This window comes from Mesorhizobium sp. WSM4904 (assembly GCF_029674545.1).
Lineage (GTDB): Bacteria > Pseudomonadota > Alphaproteobacteria > Rhizobiales > Rhizobiaceae > Mesorhizobium.
The window spans coordinates 6203185-6218384 of sequence record NZ_CP121354.1 but is presented as its reverse complement, the minus strand read 5'-3'; the positions used below and the strand labels follow the sequence as shown (position 1 = coordinate 6218384).

The 15200-nt window shown below is 62.4% G+C and carries 14 protein-coding genes; 11 read left to right on the top strand and 3 right to left on the bottom strand.

Going from position 1 to position 15200, the window contains the following annotated elements; all coding sequences use genetic code 11:
• Positions 1–9: 9 nt before the first annotated feature.
• The 10 genes from QAZ47_RS30135 (at position 10) to QAZ47_RS30090 (ending at position 10217) form a co-directional block, all read left to right on the top strand.
• Positions 10–783: a glucose 1-dehydrogenase gene (locus tag QAZ47_RS30135; RefSeq protein ID WP_278204572.1), complete on the top strand. Its 774-nt coding sequence runs from the start codon at positions 10–12 to the stop codon at positions 781–783.
• Positions 784–1080: 297 nt separating this feature from the next.
• Complete coding sequence (locus tag QAZ47_RS30130; RefSeq protein WP_278231811.1) at positions 1081–2238, top strand: ROK family transcriptional regulator; 1158 nt, start codon at positions 1081–1083, stop codon at positions 2236–2238.
• A 231-nt stretch (positions 2239–2469) separates the two neighbouring features.
• The gene (locus tag QAZ47_RS30125) at positions 2470–3549 is read left to right on the top strand and encodes a Gfo/Idh/MocA family oxidoreductase (RefSeq protein WP_278231810.1); all 1080 of its coding nucleotides are present in this window, start codon (positions 2470–2472) and stop codon (positions 3547–3549) included.
• On the top strand, positions 3549–4376 hold the full coding sequence (locus QAZ47_RS30120; RefSeq protein WP_278231809.1) for a sugar phosphate isomerase/epimerase: 828 nt from the start codon (positions 3549–3551) through the stop codon (positions 4374–4376). The genes QAZ47_RS30125 and QAZ47_RS30120 overlap by 1 nt, the downstream gene beginning before the upstream one ends.
• Positions 4373–5191: an alpha/beta hydrolase gene (locus QAZ47_RS30115; protein ID WP_278231808.1), complete on the top strand. Its 819-nt coding sequence runs from the start codon at positions 4373–4375 to the stop codon at positions 5189–5191. The genes QAZ47_RS30120 and QAZ47_RS30115 overlap by 4 nt, the downstream gene beginning before the upstream one ends.
• Positions 5188–6147 carry an ROK family protein gene (locus tag QAZ47_RS30110; protein WP_278231807.1) on the top strand — a complete coding sequence of 320 codons (960 nt, stop codon included), beginning with the start codon at positions 5188–5190 and terminating at the stop codon, positions 6145–6147. Before QAZ47_RS30115 ends, QAZ47_RS30110 begins: the two co-directional genes overlap by 4 nt.
• On the top strand, positions 6144–6884 hold the full coding sequence (locus QAZ47_RS30105; protein WP_278204566.1) for an ATP-binding cassette domain-containing protein: 741 nt from the start codon (positions 6144–6146) through the stop codon (positions 6882–6884). Before QAZ47_RS30110 ends, QAZ47_RS30105 begins: the two co-directional genes overlap by 4 nt.
• A 17-nt stretch (positions 6885–6901) precedes the next feature.
• On the top strand, positions 6902–7906 hold the full coding sequence (locus QAZ47_RS30100; protein ID WP_278231806.1) for an ABC transporter permease: 1005 nt from the start codon (positions 6902–6904) through the stop codon (positions 7904–7906).
• Between the two features lie 78 nt (positions 7907–7984).
• Entirely contained in the window at positions 7985–8992 is a 1008-nt protein-coding gene (locus QAZ47_RS30095) for a sugar-binding protein (protein WP_278231805.1), read from the top strand.
• Positions 8993–9548: 556 nt separating this feature from the next.
• Complete coding sequence (locus tag QAZ47_RS30090) at positions 9549–10217, top strand: MFS transporter (RefSeq protein WP_278231804.1); 669 nt, start codon at positions 9549–9551, stop codon at positions 10215–10217.
• A 283-nt stretch (positions 10218–10500) separates the two neighbouring features.
• Here QAZ47_RS30090 and QAZ47_RS30085 read toward each other — a convergent pair whose 3' ends face one another.
• On the bottom strand, positions 10501–11232 hold the full coding sequence (locus QAZ47_RS30085; RefSeq protein WP_278231803.1) for an SDR family oxidoreductase: 732 nt from the start codon (positions 11230–11232) through the stop codon (positions 10501–10503).
• A gap of 311 nt (positions 11233–11543) precedes the next feature.
• Between QAZ47_RS30085 and QAZ47_RS30080 the strand changes: the two genes are divergently transcribed.
• Positions 11544–11909 carry a VOC family protein gene (locus QAZ47_RS30080; RefSeq protein ID WP_278231802.1) on the top strand — a complete coding sequence of 122 codons (366 nt, stop codon included), beginning with the start codon at positions 11544–11546 and terminating at the stop codon, positions 11907–11909.
• Positions 11910–12293: 384 nt separating this feature from the next.
• On the opposite strand, the gene QAZ47_RS30075 is transcribed toward QAZ47_RS30080, so the two are convergent.
• Complete coding sequence (locus QAZ47_RS30075; RefSeq protein ID WP_278231801.1) at positions 12294–12854, bottom strand: YdeI/OmpD-associated family protein; 561 nt, start codon at positions 12852–12854, stop codon at positions 12294–12296.
• 79 nt (positions 12855–12933) lie between these two features.
• A complete protein-coding gene (locus tag QAZ47_RS30070) occupies positions 12934–15153 on the bottom strand; it encodes a mechanosensitive ion channel family protein (RefSeq protein WP_278231800.1) in 2220 nt (739 codons plus the stop codon).
• Between the last annotated feature and the right edge of the window lie 47 nt (positions 15154–15200).

Here is a 15200-nt window from a genome sequence, read left to right as displayed (position 1 = left end):
CTACTGACGATGACCAAGAGTTCTTTGCCAAGCTTCGGCCTTCACGGGAAAGTGGTGATGGTGAGCGGCGCTGGACGCGGTATTGGCCGAGCCTGTGCGTTGGCGTGCGCCGAGGCGGGAGCCGACATCGTTGCGATCGTTCGTGATGACAATGCCGGCAAGGATTTGACCTCGGCCATCGAAGCGCTGGGGCGCCGCGCATTGATTGTCCCGTTGGACATATCCGAGACCCGACGAATTGAAGACGCCGTACGCGATGCGGTGGCTCATTTCGGCCAGATCGACATCCTGGTCAACAATATCGGCATATCGCGGCGAAGCCTGGCGCAATCCGTCAGCGAGGAGGACTTCGATCTGGTTCTAGGCACGAACCTCAAAGGCACGTTCTTCCTGACGCAGGCTGTGGCAAGGACAATGATCGAGCGTCGTGCTGGCCGGATACTCAACATCAGTTCCCAGGCCGGGACCGTCACGCTGCGCGAGGAGTCGATCTACTGCATGTCGAAGGCTGCCATCAATCATCTCACCAGGTGCCTGGCTGCCGAGTGGGGTCCGTTGGGAATTGCTGTGAACAGCATTTCGCCGACCTTTATCTGGACCGACTCGACGCGTCCCTATCTGAGTGACCCCGAGGCGCATCGCCAGACGCTCGCGCATATTCCGCTCGGCCGGATTGGTGAGACCCATGATGTCACCGGCGCGGTGGTATATCTGGCTTCACCTGCGGGCGCTCTTGTCAACGGGGCCAACCTCATGATCGATGGCGGCTGGTCGATCGCATAAGATCAGTGGACTCCCTCTGTGATCATTGCCATGCGGCTCGCGACGATCTTTGAGAGACAGCGAGTCGGTCGAAAACGGTGGTTCCAGTTTCGCCTCGTTAGGCTGCGCGGACGAACTTGTTGCAGCGCTGCGGCCGCGTCGGCGCGCAAGCCCGGTCAACCCCATAGCGGCTCTGGTTCAGTATTATATCCTTGCCCACACGATGGCTGTGCCGACTTTGGACGCTTCCGTGAGAAAACGGCTTTGGGATAGCCCCTTCCGATGGTATTTGCGCGGACGTAACCAAAAGATGCGGCCGTGAGCACGACAAGCCTACTGCGCCATATCAACGCCAGGCGTTGTCTGAGACTGCTGCAAAACGGCCGGCAGCTTTCTCGCGCCGACATGGCTCGGCAGCTCGGCCTGACAAGGGCCACGATCGGCAACGCCATGCGCGTCCTGCTCGATGCCGGCCTGGTCGTCGAGAGTGCCGAAATGTCGCCTGAATCACGCAAGGGCCGCCCGGGCGTCGGCGTGTCGCTCAACCCTTCGGGCGCTTATTTTGTCGGCGTCGATGTCGGCACGCGTTCCTTGACCGGGGTGCTGCTCGACCTGCAGATGAATGTCGCCAGCCGGATCGCCGAGCCGACTGGTCCGCGCTACCGCGATGCCGGGCATATAGCGGCAAGGCTGCTCTCGCTGATCGAGAGGCTGCTGAACGAAAATCCCGCGTTGCAGGACAAGGTCGAGGGCATCGGCATTTCAGTGCCAGGCCTGGTCGCCCGCGACGGCAGCGTGGTGCATGCGCCATTCCTCGAATGGCGCAACTATCCGCTTCAGGCGGAGCTGACGCGGAAGGCGCCGGCCGACTGGTCGGTCTTGGTCTGCAACGACGCCTTCGCCTTCGCCAATGCCGAGCTCGCCGCCTCCGCCACGGCCAAGGCCGGCAGCATGCTGGTCGTTCTCCTGGCAGAGGGCATCGGCGGCGCCATCATCGATGACGGCCGTGTCGTGATGGGCGGGCACGGCTATTCCGGCGAAATCGGCCACACCATCGTTTCCGCCGGCGGACGCGTCGACACGTTCGAGATGCTGGCCGGCGCCAAGCTTTTCACGCGGCTGTTCGAAGAGGGGCAGCCGGTGGCCGACGGGGTCCAGATGCTGCTCGCCAATGTCGGCGACAAGGCGGTGGATGCCGCGCTCGACGCCTGGGTCAGCGGCCTTTCGGCCGGTCTTGTCAACGCCATCCATCTGCTCGATCCCGGGCGCGTCGTGCTCGGCGGCCCGCTGGCCGGCCTTTACCCAAAACTCAGCCGGCGCATCCAGGCCGACATCAAGCGGCGGCTTCTGGCGGGTTTCGCCATGCCCGAGATCAGGGTGGCGCAGTTCGGCGCCGACGGCGCGGCGATCGGCGCGGCGGCCACCATCCGCGACACGCTTTTCGCCCTGCCGGACCTCGAAGCCAGCACGCTGTAACGCGGTCCACAGCGTTTTCCGTCACTTTTCGCGCAGAGTGGCATTCGGCCACCGCCGTCTGTTTTTAGGCGCCGGTTCAAGCAAGTAGCACGGACAGGATGCGCAGCTCAGCGCCATCCACGCGCCCCGCAAAACAGCAATCGCAGAAATCCTGATCAACCGCCTTGACGTGACGCGGTTTGTGATATTTGTTTTTGTATAAGACAAAAACAAATATCAGGGAGATAGCCTGTGCCCGTTAAGAAAGACGACCGTTGCCTGCGCATTGGTATCCTCGGTTGCGGACCGATATCCCAGTTCGCGCATCTGGAATCGGCGCAGAAGGGCAGGAACGTCGTCTTACAGGCCGTCTGCGACGCCGATGTCGATCTGGCGCGGCGTTTCGGGTCCTTCTACGACGCGATCAGCATCTACAACGACTATGACCGCATGCTTGCCGACGCAAAAGTCGAGGCGGTCGTCATCGGCATTTCCGATGCCTTCCACGTTCCGGCGGCAATCAAGGCGCTTTCGGCCGGCAAGCACGTTCTCTGCGAAAAGCCGATCGCCATGTCGGTCGAGGAGGCGGAGGAACTGAAGGCCCATGTCGAGCGCACCGGCCTGGTGCTGCAGATCGGCCATATGCTGCGTTTCGACCCCGGTATCCAGGCGGCGCACGAGTTCGCCACCGGCGAGATGGGCTCGCTGCTGGCGCTGAAGGCCTGGTACTGCGATTCCACTCATCGCTACACCATGACCGATGCCGTGCAGCCGGTGCCGAGGACCGGCGCCAAGGCATTGAAGCCGGCCGGGGACCAGAAAGCCGACCGCCAGCGCTATTTCATGCTGGCGCATGGCAGCCATCTCGTCGATCTCGCGCGTTATCTGGCCGGGCCGATCAAGTCGGTCCAGGCGCGTCTGCTCGAACGCTTCTGCGCCCATTGCTGGTTCGTCGACACGGAATTCGAAAACGGCGCGCTCGGCCATCTCGATCTGACGCTGCCGGTCCGGATGGATTGGCACGAGGGCTTCCAACTCTATGGCGAGAACGGCAGCGCCACCGGCAAGATCTTCAATCCCTGGTACTATAAGTCGAGCGAGGTCGACATCTTTCGCGAAAGCAGCGCTTCCTCCGAGCGCGTGCTTGGCGCCGACGGCCATTTCTACCGCCGCCAGCTCGAAGGCTTCGCCGACGTCGTCCTGAACGGCACGCCGATGAACGGCGCTTCGATCGAGGATGGCGTCGCCTCCGTCCGCGCCATGGTGGCGATCGGCCAGTCGGTGCGCAGCGGCAAGCCCGTCGATCTGGCGGACGCCTCGGGGCCGGTCTGATGTATCCCGCGATCTTGGCCCGCACCTATCCGCTCGGCACCGTCGACGAGCTACTCTCGGCAATTGGGCAGGACGGCTATGAGGGCATGCAGTTCAACCTGTCGTGCCTGGGTTTGGCCAGCCTTCCGGACTCCGTCCCTGCCGGTGAGTTGAAAGCGTTTGCCGAGGCTGCCCGCAAGCACGGCCTGGCGATCGCTGGTCTCTCCGGCACCTACAACGTGGCTCATCCCGACGTGGCGGTGCGCCGTGCCGCCCGTGCCCGCTTCGCCAACGTCGTCGCCGCCGCGCCGCTGCTCGGCGCGCCGATCGTGACGCTGTGCACCGGTTCGCGCAACGCCGACGACATGTGGGCAGCCCACCCCGACAACGCCTCGCCGTCCGCCTGGGCCGACATGCGCGCCGAACTCGATGCGGCGCTCGAGCTTGCCGCGAAGCACGACGTCAGGCTCGGCATCGAGCCCGAGCCCGGCAATGTCGTCGCCGATGCCGTTCTCGCGCGCCGGATCCTCGACGAGGTCGGGAACCCGCGCCTCGGCATCATCCTCGACGCCGCCAATCTCGTCGGCGATAGGCTGAGCGACCAGGCCCGCGTCATGGAAGAGGCGGTGGACCTGCTCGGCGAGCACATCATCCTGGCGCATGCCAAGGATGTCGACCGCGCCGGCGCGGTGGTCGCCACCGGGGCCGGCGCCGTCGACATCCACCGGTTCCTGCGGCTCTTACGCTCCTGCGGCTACGGCCAGGCCGTGGTCGCGCATGGCTTCGAGCACAAGGATGCAGCCGCGTCGGGAGCAACTCTGCGCGCGCTTCTTGAGGACGTCTGGTGACCGTCGGTACCTTCACCACCGCCGACGATTGCGCGCTGACCTTCGATGTCGCGGGTAAAGGACAGCCGGTGCTGTGGCAGCATGGGCTCGGCGCGCCCCTCGACCAGCCGGTCGAGGTGTTCCCCGAAAACACCGGTCTGCAACGCATCACGCTGATGTGCCGGGGTCACGGCGCCTCCGCGCTTGGCGATCCGTCGCGCCTCTCGATCGCGCAACTCGCCGACGATGCCATGGCGTTGCTCGACCATCTCGGCATCGAACAGGCAGCGGTCGGCGGCATCTCATTGGGCGCGGCGATCGCGCTGCGGCTGGCAAGCCTCAGCGCCGTGCGCGTTGCCAAGCTGGTGCTGGCGCGGCCTGCCTGGGTGGATGCACCTTCCATCGCGCGCCAGCACGGCTATCGCGTCGCGGCGCAATATCTCGAGGAATACGGCGCCGAAGAAGGCGCGGAGCGTTTTCGCGTCTCGCCGGAGTTCCTCGAGGTCATGGCGGCCTCGCCGGACAACGCGGTTTCGCTCATCGGTTTCTTCAAGCGCCCGCGGCCCGACACCACGATAGCGCTTCTGTCGCGCATCCCGCTCGACTCACCGGGCGTGAGCCGGGCCCAAATCGCGACGATCCGGCAGCCGGCGCTGATCATCGGCAATGACCAGGACTACGTCCACCCGCTCGCCTATGCGCGCGAGCTGGCCGGCCTCATACCGGGCGCCCGGCTGGCCGAGATCACATCGAAGACGATCGACCGCGCGGCCTACGTCGCCGAGTTCCGCGATGCGTTGGCGGGCTTCCTTCCGGACAGGGGAGGCGACCTATGACGCGAGCCTCGATCCGCTCGATCCTGGTCGTCGATGTCGGGGGCACCTCGGTCAAATGCGGCATGGTCGTCGACCGTGTTCCGCAGGCCGGCGAGCGGCTCTTCCCGTCCTCCTCGCTGCGCAACGCCGATCCCGTCGGCAGCTTCGCCAGGCTCGTCAGGGAGTTCTGCGCCGAGGCCGGCCTCGCCCCCGACCTGATGGTCTCGACCGTTCCCGGCTTCATCGACATCGACGGCGACCGTGTGCTCTTCGCCGGCAATGTGCCCGAGCTCAACGGCCATCGTCTGGCGAGCGAACTCGGCGCGCTGCTCGGCTTCCCCGTCATCATCGAACGCGACTCCGTATTGGTGCTGGCCGGCGAGGTGATCGCGGGTGCCGCCAAAGACGCCGACAGCGTGCTTGGCCTGTTCTTCGGCACCGGGGTGGGCGGCGCCTTCCTGCAGGGCGGCGAAGCCTTTCGCGGTGGCGGCTGGGCGCTGGAGATCGGCCATATGCCTTTCGGCAATGAGGGCAGGACGCTGGAGGGGCTGCGCACCGACTGCCTGGAAACCTACGTTTCAGGCCGCGCACTGGAAGTGATTGCCGAGAGATACGGCGTTCCCGTCACCCAGGTTTTTGTCCAGTCCCGGAGCATCCCGGGGCTTGGCGCCGACATCGACCGCTTCGTGCGCGATCAGGCACTCGCAATAGGCACGGCGGTGGCGCTGTTTTCCCCGGCCACGATCGTGCTCGGGGGAGGGGTCTGCGCGATCGACGCATTCCCGCGCCGGCGGTTGGAGGAGCTTGTGGCGCTGCGCGCGCCCTTCGCCGAGACGGGCCGCCCGATGGATCTGCGCTGGGCCGGGCTCGGCTGGCGCGCCGTCCTCTATGGCGGTCTCAAGGCCGCCGACGACTATGCCGCGGCGCGATCGATGCCGGCATCGCAAGCGAAGCAAGAACGGGAGTCCCTGCCATGAGCCTGTTGGAGCTGAAGAACATCTCGCGCCAGTTCGGCGCCATCCACGCCGTCGAGGACGTGTCGTTCAAGATCGAGCCCGGCGAGATCGTCGGCCTGATGGGCGACAACGGCGCCGGCAAGTCGACGCTGGTCAAGATGATCGCCGGCAACTTCCCGGCCTCGTCCGGCAAGATGACTTTCGACGGCAAGGAAGTGCAGTTCAGCCAGCCGTCCGACGCCCGTCGCGCCGGCATCGAGATCGTCTACCAGGACCTGGCGCTCTGCGACAATCTGAGCGCCGCCGCCAACGTCTTCCTCGGCCGCGAGATCATGCGCTCGGTCGGCCCGTTCAAATTCCTCGACCACCGCAAGATGCGCGAGCGCGCCGCCGAGCTGTTCCGCGAACTGCAGTCGGAGACGCGGCCGCGCGATGTGGTCAAGCGTATGTCGGGCGGCCAGCGCCAGGCCGTCGCCATCGCCCGCACCCGCCTGGCCGACGCCAAGCTGGTGTTGATGGACGAGCCGACCGCCGCGATCTCGGTGCGCCAGGTCGCCGAGGTGCTGGCGCTGATCAAGCGCCTCAAGGAGCGCGGCGTCGCCGTCATCCTGATCTCGCACCGCATGCCCGACGTGTTCGGCGTATGCGAGCGCATCATGGTGCTGCGGCGCGGCCATCTGGTCGCCAACAAGCTCGCTTCGACCAGCTCGCCCGAGGAAATCACCGCCTTGATCGTCGGCGCCAAGGCCGCGGCCTGAGGCAAAGGGAGGATGAGATGAACAAGTCTCCGGACGCAAGCAACCTGGATTCGGTCTTCAACCTGTCGGAACGCAGCAAGCTCGGCGAGATGCTGCGCAGCCAGGAGTTCTGGATCGTCGTCGCGGTGCTGATCATCGGCGCCGTGGTCGGCATGATCGCGCCGCGCTTCCTCACCGGCGCCAACATGGCCAACATCCTGCAGAATTTCTGCTTCACGGCGCTGATGGCGATCGGCATGACGCCGGTGATCATGGCCGGCGGCATCGACATCTCCGTCGGCTCCACGCTTGGCCTGACCGGCGTGATGCTCGGCCTGTTCAGCGCCAGCGGCTATCCTTTTGCCGTGGTCGTCTTGTTCGTGCTTCTCGTCGGCGCGTTCGTCGGCATCGTCAACGGCGCGCTGGTCTCATACCTGAAGCTGCCGCCCTTCATCGTCACGCTCGGCATGATGAGCCTGGTGCGCTCTCAAACCTTGGTCGTCACAAACAACCAGGTCGTCTACGATTTCGGCAAGGCCGGCGACACGCTGCTGGCGCTCGGCGGCGGCTCCTTCCTCGGCGTGCCGAATGTGCTGTGGGCGGTGATCGTCTCGGCCGTCGTCATGCAGTGGCTCCTGTCGATGACCAAATGGGGCCGCTACGTGCGTGCCATCGGCGGCAATGAAAACGCCGCGCGCCTCTCCGGCATCCCGGTCGATCGCGTCAAGGTTTCGACCTACGCGCTGCTCGGCGCCATGACCGGCATGACCGCCATCTTCCTCGTCGGCTGGATGGGCGCCGCCACCAACGCGCTCGGCCAGGGCCAGGAGCTGCAGGTCATCGCCGCGACCGTCATCGGCGGCGCCAACCTGCTCGGCGGCTTCGGCACGTCCTTCGGCGCCGTCATCGGCTCGGTGCTGATCGAAGTGATCCGCAACGCCCTGCTGCTCGCCGGCGTGAACCCCTTCTGGCAGGGCACCTTCGTCGGCCTCTTCATCCTGTTCGCGGTACTGCTTGAACGGTTCCGCTCCACCCGCGCCTAGGACCGGTCCGGACAGGCAGGTGGCCTGTCCGGCAGGTTCGCGCACTTTCGTGCACATAACATCAGAGAGGAGAAAACCATGAGACGCATCAACAGACTGACCGCCCGAATGGGCGCGACCGTGCTCGCCGCGGCGTTCGCCGCTGGCATCAATGCAGCGCCGGCTTCGGCCGAGACCTATGCGGTGATCGTCAAGACGGTGAACGACGTCTTCAGCGCTCCGGTCAAGGAGGGCTGCGAGAAGGCCGCCAAAGACCTCGGCGTCGAGTGCTATTATATCGGCCCGTCGGAGGTGAACGAGGCCCAGCAGCTCCAGGTCATCAACGACGTGCTGACCAAGGGCGTCGACGGCATCGCGGTCTCCGCGACCAATCCGAAGTCCGTGGCCCGGCTGCTGGAAAAGGCCAAGGCCGCCGGCATCCCGATCGTGACCTTCGATGGCGACCTGCTGCAGGAAGACGCTGGCCTGCGCTCGACCTTCATCGGCACCGACAACTACAATTTCGGCGTGGAACTCGCGAAGAAGGTCGTCGAACACAAGCCGAAGGGCGGCACGGTCTGCATCCAGACCGGCACGGCCGGCTCGCTCAATCTCGACCTGCGCGTCCAGGGCATTCGCGACACGCTGGCCAATGTCTCCAAGGACAAGCCGGTGAAGCGTCTTGCCGGCGAGAACGGCTGGACCGAGGTCGACGGCTGCCCGATCTACAACAATGACAACATCAGCCTCGCCGCCCAGCAGATGAACGACGTGCTGGTCGCCAATCCCAAGCTCGACGCCTTCGTGGCCGTCGGCGGCTGGGCGCAATACGCGCCGTCGGCCTACCGCCAGGCGGTCGGCCGCGTGAAGGACCGCGTCGATTCCAAGGACCTCGTCATCTCCTTCGGCGACGCCTTCGCGCCGCAGCTGCCGCTGCTCAAGGATGGGCTTGCCCACTACCTCGTCGGTCAGAGCCCATACAATATGGGCTACAAGTCGATCGAGGCGCTGCACGACCTGAAGCAGGGCAAGACGGTGCCCCCCTATATCGACACCGGCTTCGTCAAGTGCACGCCCGACATGGCCGACACCTGCGGCAAGAACTGACAAAACCGGCTTGGTGGGAGTCTTCACGCTCCCGCCAAGCCCGGCTTAGGTACTTGTTAACGAGGTGGCGGGTCGAACGATCGAACTTCATCTCGGCCCACAAATGCTCGGCGACCAACATAACTGTCGTGTTAATAGCCTACAGAGCAGCTCGCCAAAGTTGATTCAAGAAGCCCGGCCAGCCACTCGCCGGCCGCAGTTCTCTGCTGCGGAATGGCGGTTTCGCGCCCAATCTCAGTCGTTCCGCCCGGGGGCAGAGGCAACCGAAAGCGGCCGCGCGTTCAAATCCACCTCTTGGTAACGGCAAAACGAACCCCAAGAACCCATCGACTAGAGGCGTCGACCGTCGAGTTCCTTTCAACGAGAGGAACTCGCCATGCTACCCTGTCGACCGATGCACCAATCTCTCCGCTTCCCTAGCGCATGCAACACGACACGCTCACGCGTGGCCGGGGCTGCCATACTAAGCAGGACTAGGTTCGTCACGTTCGACGCTTCATTGTGTTCCTTGGCCACTCCATTTGCCACCGGTTGCTTTTTGCGCGAGGATTTAAGGATGGTCGAGGGTGCCGTGGGGTACACTCTATTGGACGATGACAGGCCTAGTACGGAACAGAATGTTTCTACGACTGCCGGTTGGTACACGGTCATCGTTCTGTGCCTTGCCTTGCTGATTTCCTTCACCGACCGACTCGTCATCAATCTCGTGGTCGATCCCATTCGCGCAGATCTGATTTTGACGGACTTTGAGGTGAGCCTGCTGCAAGGCGCCGGATTTGCCGTGATCTTCGCCCTGGCAACTTTACCGTGCGGCCGGCTCGCCGATTGGGCTAACCGCCGCAATGTAATCATGACCGGCATTGCGCTCTGGTCCGTAGCGACGATTGCCTGTGGGGTCGCTGGCGACTTCTGGAGCTTTTTTGCCGCGAGGGTCGCGGTGGGCCTCGGCGAGGCGGCGCTGATCCCGGCAGCCTCGGCGCTGATTTTCGACAGCTTTTCTTCCCGACGGCGCGGTATTGCGCTCGGGATATTTTCGCTCGGCGCGGCGTTCGGCACAGGCGTCGCAATGTTCGTTGGGGGCGGGCGCCTGCGTCAAGTGAAACGCCTATCCTCCAGTGGTTGGAGGATTTTTGATGCAGACTTTGCCCATTCGCGTAGGTCTCCGATCCTGCCAACGCTGACGGTACTTTTGGGTGTGACATGGGTTTGGACGTCAGACCTGTAATGGCGCACAAGAGCCGATAATAGTCGATAGATGGTCCGCGGCGCTGGGCGGAAATTCTTAAACGAAATCAGGATTGTAAATTCCTGACGGGTCCCGAGCCGGTAGTATTTGAATGGAAAAATATTTTCTGCAATGAATTCAGATGGTTGTTATGGCGCCGGACAATCGAGTGGGAATGAGCGGGAGTATTGCAGTGTAAATTTGAATAGTGCTGGATATCGTAGGCGGGCACCCGAGCGAACGTAGTCGATAATTGTCGATCGATCTGAGCGCTACGGTCTCTTTACGGTTTGATACTTTTGTCGCCATAGCCGCCCCATGCAGCCGGCGCGCTTGCGGCCTGCGCCGCTTGAGCGTGATTGAGGGCGGTATTCCACTTTGCGGCGATGAACCGCCGGCCGGTTACATTGTTCGAATCGTCCGACGCCAGCCATGCAATGGGCGCCGCCATGATTTCAGGCTGAAGCAGGTCCTTTGGGTCCGCGACACCTGCCGCCATCCTGGTTGCAACGGCGCCGCCGGGCAAGAGCACGTTGGCCGTGACCCCCGTCGACTGAAAGGACGTTGCGAGAGCCGCGATGAAGGATTCTCCAGCCGCCTTGGTCATTCCGTACGCGACATGATCTGGATCGAGCATGGTATCGAGGCTGGTGGAGATGAAGATGATACGACCCCATCTGCGCGCAACCATGCCGGGGACGACCAGTCGGATCAAATTGATCGAGGCAAGGGTGTTGATCTCGAACAACCGCCGCAACTGATCCGGTGTGACGTCGAGCGGTCGTCGTACCGCTGGGTTTGGAATGCCTGCATTGCTGACAAGGACATCGACGCGCCCGAACGCGTGCATGGCGGCATCGACTAGCTCAGCCAGCTCTCGTTCATTGCCGAGATTGGCAGTCTTCACGGCAGCGCGCTCGCCCGCTCCGCTGGCGCGCCGTGTCTCGTCAAGCGACTCAATATCTGTCGACGTCAAAAATACGCGATGACCTGCGTTCAGCAGAGCCGTCGCCATGACGCGCCCAAGGCCACGTCCTGCACCAGTTACGATAGCTACGCGCCTACTCATAATTCATGCGCCTGATTCATGCGTCGGTTCATGAATGAACGCCTCATCTGAGCGAGGGTTTCCGCAGTTTTTTCGCGCCTGAGACTCGCGCTCGCAATCGCGTGGGCGAAAGAAATCGAGCGACGCGATTCGCAGGCTTTAGAAGGCTAGCTGTTTCTTATCAGCCGGCTGGCCGACTGTTGGCCGTGATCGCCAATGTCAAGGCAACTGCATTCGCATGAGTCCGTTCCCCTTCTATGGTGAAAGGAGAACGGACGATGGCATCCATTCGATACATTGTGACGGACGTTGATAGTTCGGTCGTGTTTTATCGCGATAAACTCGAGTTCGAGGTCGCCATGCACAACCCTGGCAAGTTTGCAGCGCTCATTCGCGATGATCTCACGCTTTACCTTAGCGCTCCCGGGGCAGGCAGTGGGGGAACTGCTGGCGGTAAACCAGAGCCCGGCGGATGGAACCGATTCATGATTGTCACGAAAGACATAGACGCCGTCGTCGGTCGGTTGAACGATATTGGCGCCAAATTCAGAGGAGAAATCAGCGAGGCGGGAGCTGGTCGCGCCAGACTTCTGGAAGATCCGTCGGGCAATCTGGTTGAACTGTTTGAGTTCAAGAAGAAATGAGTGGCGCGCAGATCGTCGACACGATCTTCATGTTCACGCATTTCGCAAAGCCGACTGAATGCAGCTGAGGGAGCTGCCCGGCTTTCATGCCGCGCATGGTCCAACGAGCGACAGTGGACCAAAATCGACCGATCGACGCCGATAGTCTTTGAAACCGAGCAGATCGCGGATCGTCGAAATTCGTGTTTGAAATCAGGAGCGCAAATTTCTGACGGATCGGCGAGACGGCTCTTCGTTGTACGCAGAAATAAATTGCAGTGCCAAATCAGCGCATTACGATGACTCAGAACGATCGAGTGGGGAGTAAGGGCACGCAGCGTCGGATACCGTTAAGAAGACTATCACTCGGTACACATCAACAGTTTCACGATCTATCGCCGCTCTCTATCGCCGCTCCAGGAACCCTCGTCCTTCGAAAATCGCAGGCATCGCCTTCTCGATCCGCGCGGTCCGTGTCCCAGACTGCTTCGCGCTGGCGAAGTGAAACAGATATCCTCTTTGCCGACCCGGCGTCAGCGCCTCGAACGCGCGCTTGAACCGCGGATCGTTGCGGAACTTCTCCCTCAGCTCCTCAGGCACGGGAACCTCTAGGGGCTTCGTCTCAACCTTCATTCCGGCCTTCTCGGCCGCTACGGCCTCGTGCACATAGGCCTTGATAGTGTTCGCTTTCGTCGCAATCTCCTTGGCGCTGGTGAACTTCATCACCCGCGCTGCCTGAACCTGCCCGAGCTGCACCAGCAGCTTCTTGGGGTCCTTCAGCAGCGCACCCTGAAAGAAGCCCAACGCGCAATATTCTTTGAAGCCCTGAATGATGACGATATTTTTTCCAGCCAGCGTGTAGCAGGGCTTTCCCCACTTGCACTCCTCACTTAGGTCAAACTCGGACAAGATCTTCTGCAGCGCGGCAATCTCAGCCTGCCACCGCTCTCGATACGCCATCTCCATGCTGCACCTCCGTCGCTGTAAGTTCGGCAGCTATCGGCGCGTGGAGTTTGAGGCCAACATCACCTCTGCCACAGCTTTCCTACTCCGTTGTGCTGGTTTTTTTCCTGCGCCGATTGGTGTGGGACTGCGCGACGGCCAGTTTCAGCTCGGGTGTGACCTGCAACGGCGCGTTCTCGGCTGCACGTGGGTTCTGTAGCCCCTCGACGTGGACGGTCGGGAATGGCAGTTCGATGCCCTGCTCCTTGAAGACTTGGCGAATGCGTACATAGAATTTTCGTTTCATATTGAAGGCGCCTCCCGGTCTGGTCGTGACCTTGACCCTCAAGACGATGCCGTATTCGCCGAATTCCTGCACGCCCTGCATCTTGATCGGCGAGAGTACCCAGGGTTTGAATTCGGGATCTTCCGCCAGTTCGAGGCCGATCCGCTTGATCAGCCTGCGAGCGAAGTCGATATCGGTGTCGTAACCGACGGTGATGTTGAATTTGTCGGTGACCCAGTCGCGGCTCTGGTTCTGGACCGCTCCGAGCTCACCGAAAGGTATTGTGAACAGCGGGCCACGATGGTGGCGCAGCTTCACCGAGCGCAGCGAAAAGCTCTCCACCGTGCCCACATAACGGCCGGATGTAATGTATTCGCCGACACGAAACGCATCATCGAGCAGAAAAAACACGCCCGAAATGACGTCCTTGACTATGGTTTGAGCTCCAAATCCTACAGCGACGCCAACAACGCCGGCGCCGGCAATCAGCGGGCCGATCTCGATACCCATTGAGGCGAGCATCATCAGCACCGCCATCACGACGATTACCGCCAGCAGAATGTTCTGGATGATCGGCAAGAGCGTGCGCAGCCGCGCCTGCTGCGGATCGAGGATCGGGACCTCCTCGTCGTCAATCACCGCGTGCGAGGTTTCGATGCCCAGCTTTCGTTCGATCAAGGCTTTGATGATCGACCAGCCGAAATCGGCTGCGAGCGCAATGACCATGACATTGATCAAGCCGCGCAATACGACCGTCGTCGTCGTATCGCTGTCCCGCATCGACTGCATGTCCAGGCCCCAGACACGCGCGAGAAAATAAGCCGCCGTCAGGATCAGGATCATCCGGACTCCCCGATCGATGACAGCGATCGTCACCGCCGGGATCGTAGGCCGGCCGGCATCTTCCGAACCCGGCCGCAGGACGAAATTGACCCCGCGCTGCGTCAGCACGACTGCCAAAGGCAGGAAGAATGCGGCGAAGGTAAACCAGAACAATATAGTGAGGCCGGTGATGCGCAGCAGGAACAGGGCGACGAAATAGGATGTCAACAACCATGTCGCTTCCGCGTGGTGGTGCGCACTCTCCTGCTCGATTCTTGGCCGGCGCCAAACGGCAAGCAGCAACAGCAACAGCAGTACCAAATCGGCGCCCGTTGACAGGACCAGCATTCCGTCCCGATCGATGCCGAGACCCGGCAAGAGGGTGAACGCAGCGGCGAAGAAGGCGAAGACGCCGACGATCCGGGGTAGCCAATAGAACCAATGGTCGGCCGTTTCGTTGGTGATCGGCAAAGCCCGAACCTCGACGGCGTTCTCGACCTTCATGAAGGAAGGGACGAGCATGGCTGCGAGGTACATGCGCACACCCGCTGTGACGACTGCAGCCATCAGAAATGTCAGCACGATCTCGCGGATGAGCATTGGCCAGTCGAACAACATGAACGCGCCGGCGCTGCCCAGCGCGAACGAGACGATTAGCAGGCTGGAATAAAGCGTACGGCCGCCGATCTTCTTGGCCCGCCCGATGGGCGTATCCTTCGGCTGCGCTATGACCCAGAGACGAAACGGACGGGTGAGCCTGTACGTTGCCCAGGTGAGCGCCACGCCGGCAGCGATGAAGATCGCAATCAGCATGAATACGCCGGCCGAGCCCTTGCTGGACATATCGTCCATGGTCTCTGTTCGAACGCGCGCGAACTGACCTGGCAGCAAGGGCAAAGTCCGTACGATTCTTTGGATGTGATGCTTGATCCGATCGAGCGTCGAGGATGCCATCGTATTCATCTGGCCTGGTGCGGCTGCGGCGTCGGGCGATGCGTCGGCCGGCGAAGCTCCCGCCGCGGCAGGCGTTCCCGTCGGCCCGGAGCCCTGCTTTCGTTGTTCGGCCACCCAGGCCTTCACTGACGGATCGTCGAGAAGCTGGAACAGCTGGTTGACCTTTTCAGGCGGGACGGCCGCCGGCGCCTGCGCCTGTGCCGGACCCGCCAACAAGAGGGCGATCCCAAAGACAAGCGGCCTCGCAACCAGAACAAGCATTGCAGTCAGATCTCCGAGACGTCGTGCCGGATTCCTGGCTCCCAATC

Coding starts and splice junctions, on each gene's coding strand:
- QAZ47_RS30135 (WP_278204572.1), top strand. CDS start 10: ATGACCAAGAGTTCTTTGCCAAGCTTCGGCCTTCACGGGAAAGTGGTG.
- QAZ47_RS30110 (WP_278231807.1), top strand. CDS start 5,188: ATGACGCGAGCCTCGATCCGCTCGATCCTGGTCGTCGATGTCGGGGGC.
- QAZ47_RS30105 (WP_278204566.1), top strand. CDS start 6,144: ATGAGCCTGTTGGAGCTGAAGAACATCTCGCGCCAGTTCGGCGCCATC.
- QAZ47_RS30090 (WP_278231804.1), top strand. CDS start 9,549: ATGGTCGAGGGTGCCGTGGGGTACACTCTATTGGACGATGACAGGCCT.
- QAZ47_RS30100 (WP_278231806.1), top strand. CDS start 6,902: ATGAACAAGTCTCCGGACGCAAGCAACCTGGATTCGGTCTTCAACCTG.
- QAZ47_RS30080 (WP_278231802.1), top strand. CDS start 11,544: ATGGCATCCATTCGATACATTGTGACGGACGTTGATAGTTCGGTCGTG.
- QAZ47_RS30070 (WP_278231800.1), bottom strand. CDS start 15,153: ATGCTTGTTCTGGTTGCGAGGCCGCTTGTCTTTGGGATCGCCCTCTTG.
- QAZ47_RS30075 (WP_278231801.1), bottom strand. CDS start 12,854: ATGGAGATGGCGTATCGAGAGCGGTGGCAGGCTGAGATTGCCGCGCTG.
- QAZ47_RS30120 (WP_278231809.1), top strand. CDS start 3,549: ATGTATCCCGCGATCTTGGCCCGCACCTATCCGCTCGGCACCGTCGAC.
- QAZ47_RS30095 (WP_278231805.1), top strand. CDS start 7,985: ATGAGACGCATCAACAGACTGACCGCCCGAATGGGCGCGACCGTGCTC.
- QAZ47_RS30085 (WP_278231803.1), bottom strand. CDS start 11,232: ATGGCGACGGCTCTGCTGAACGCAGGTCATCGCGTATTTTTGACGTCG.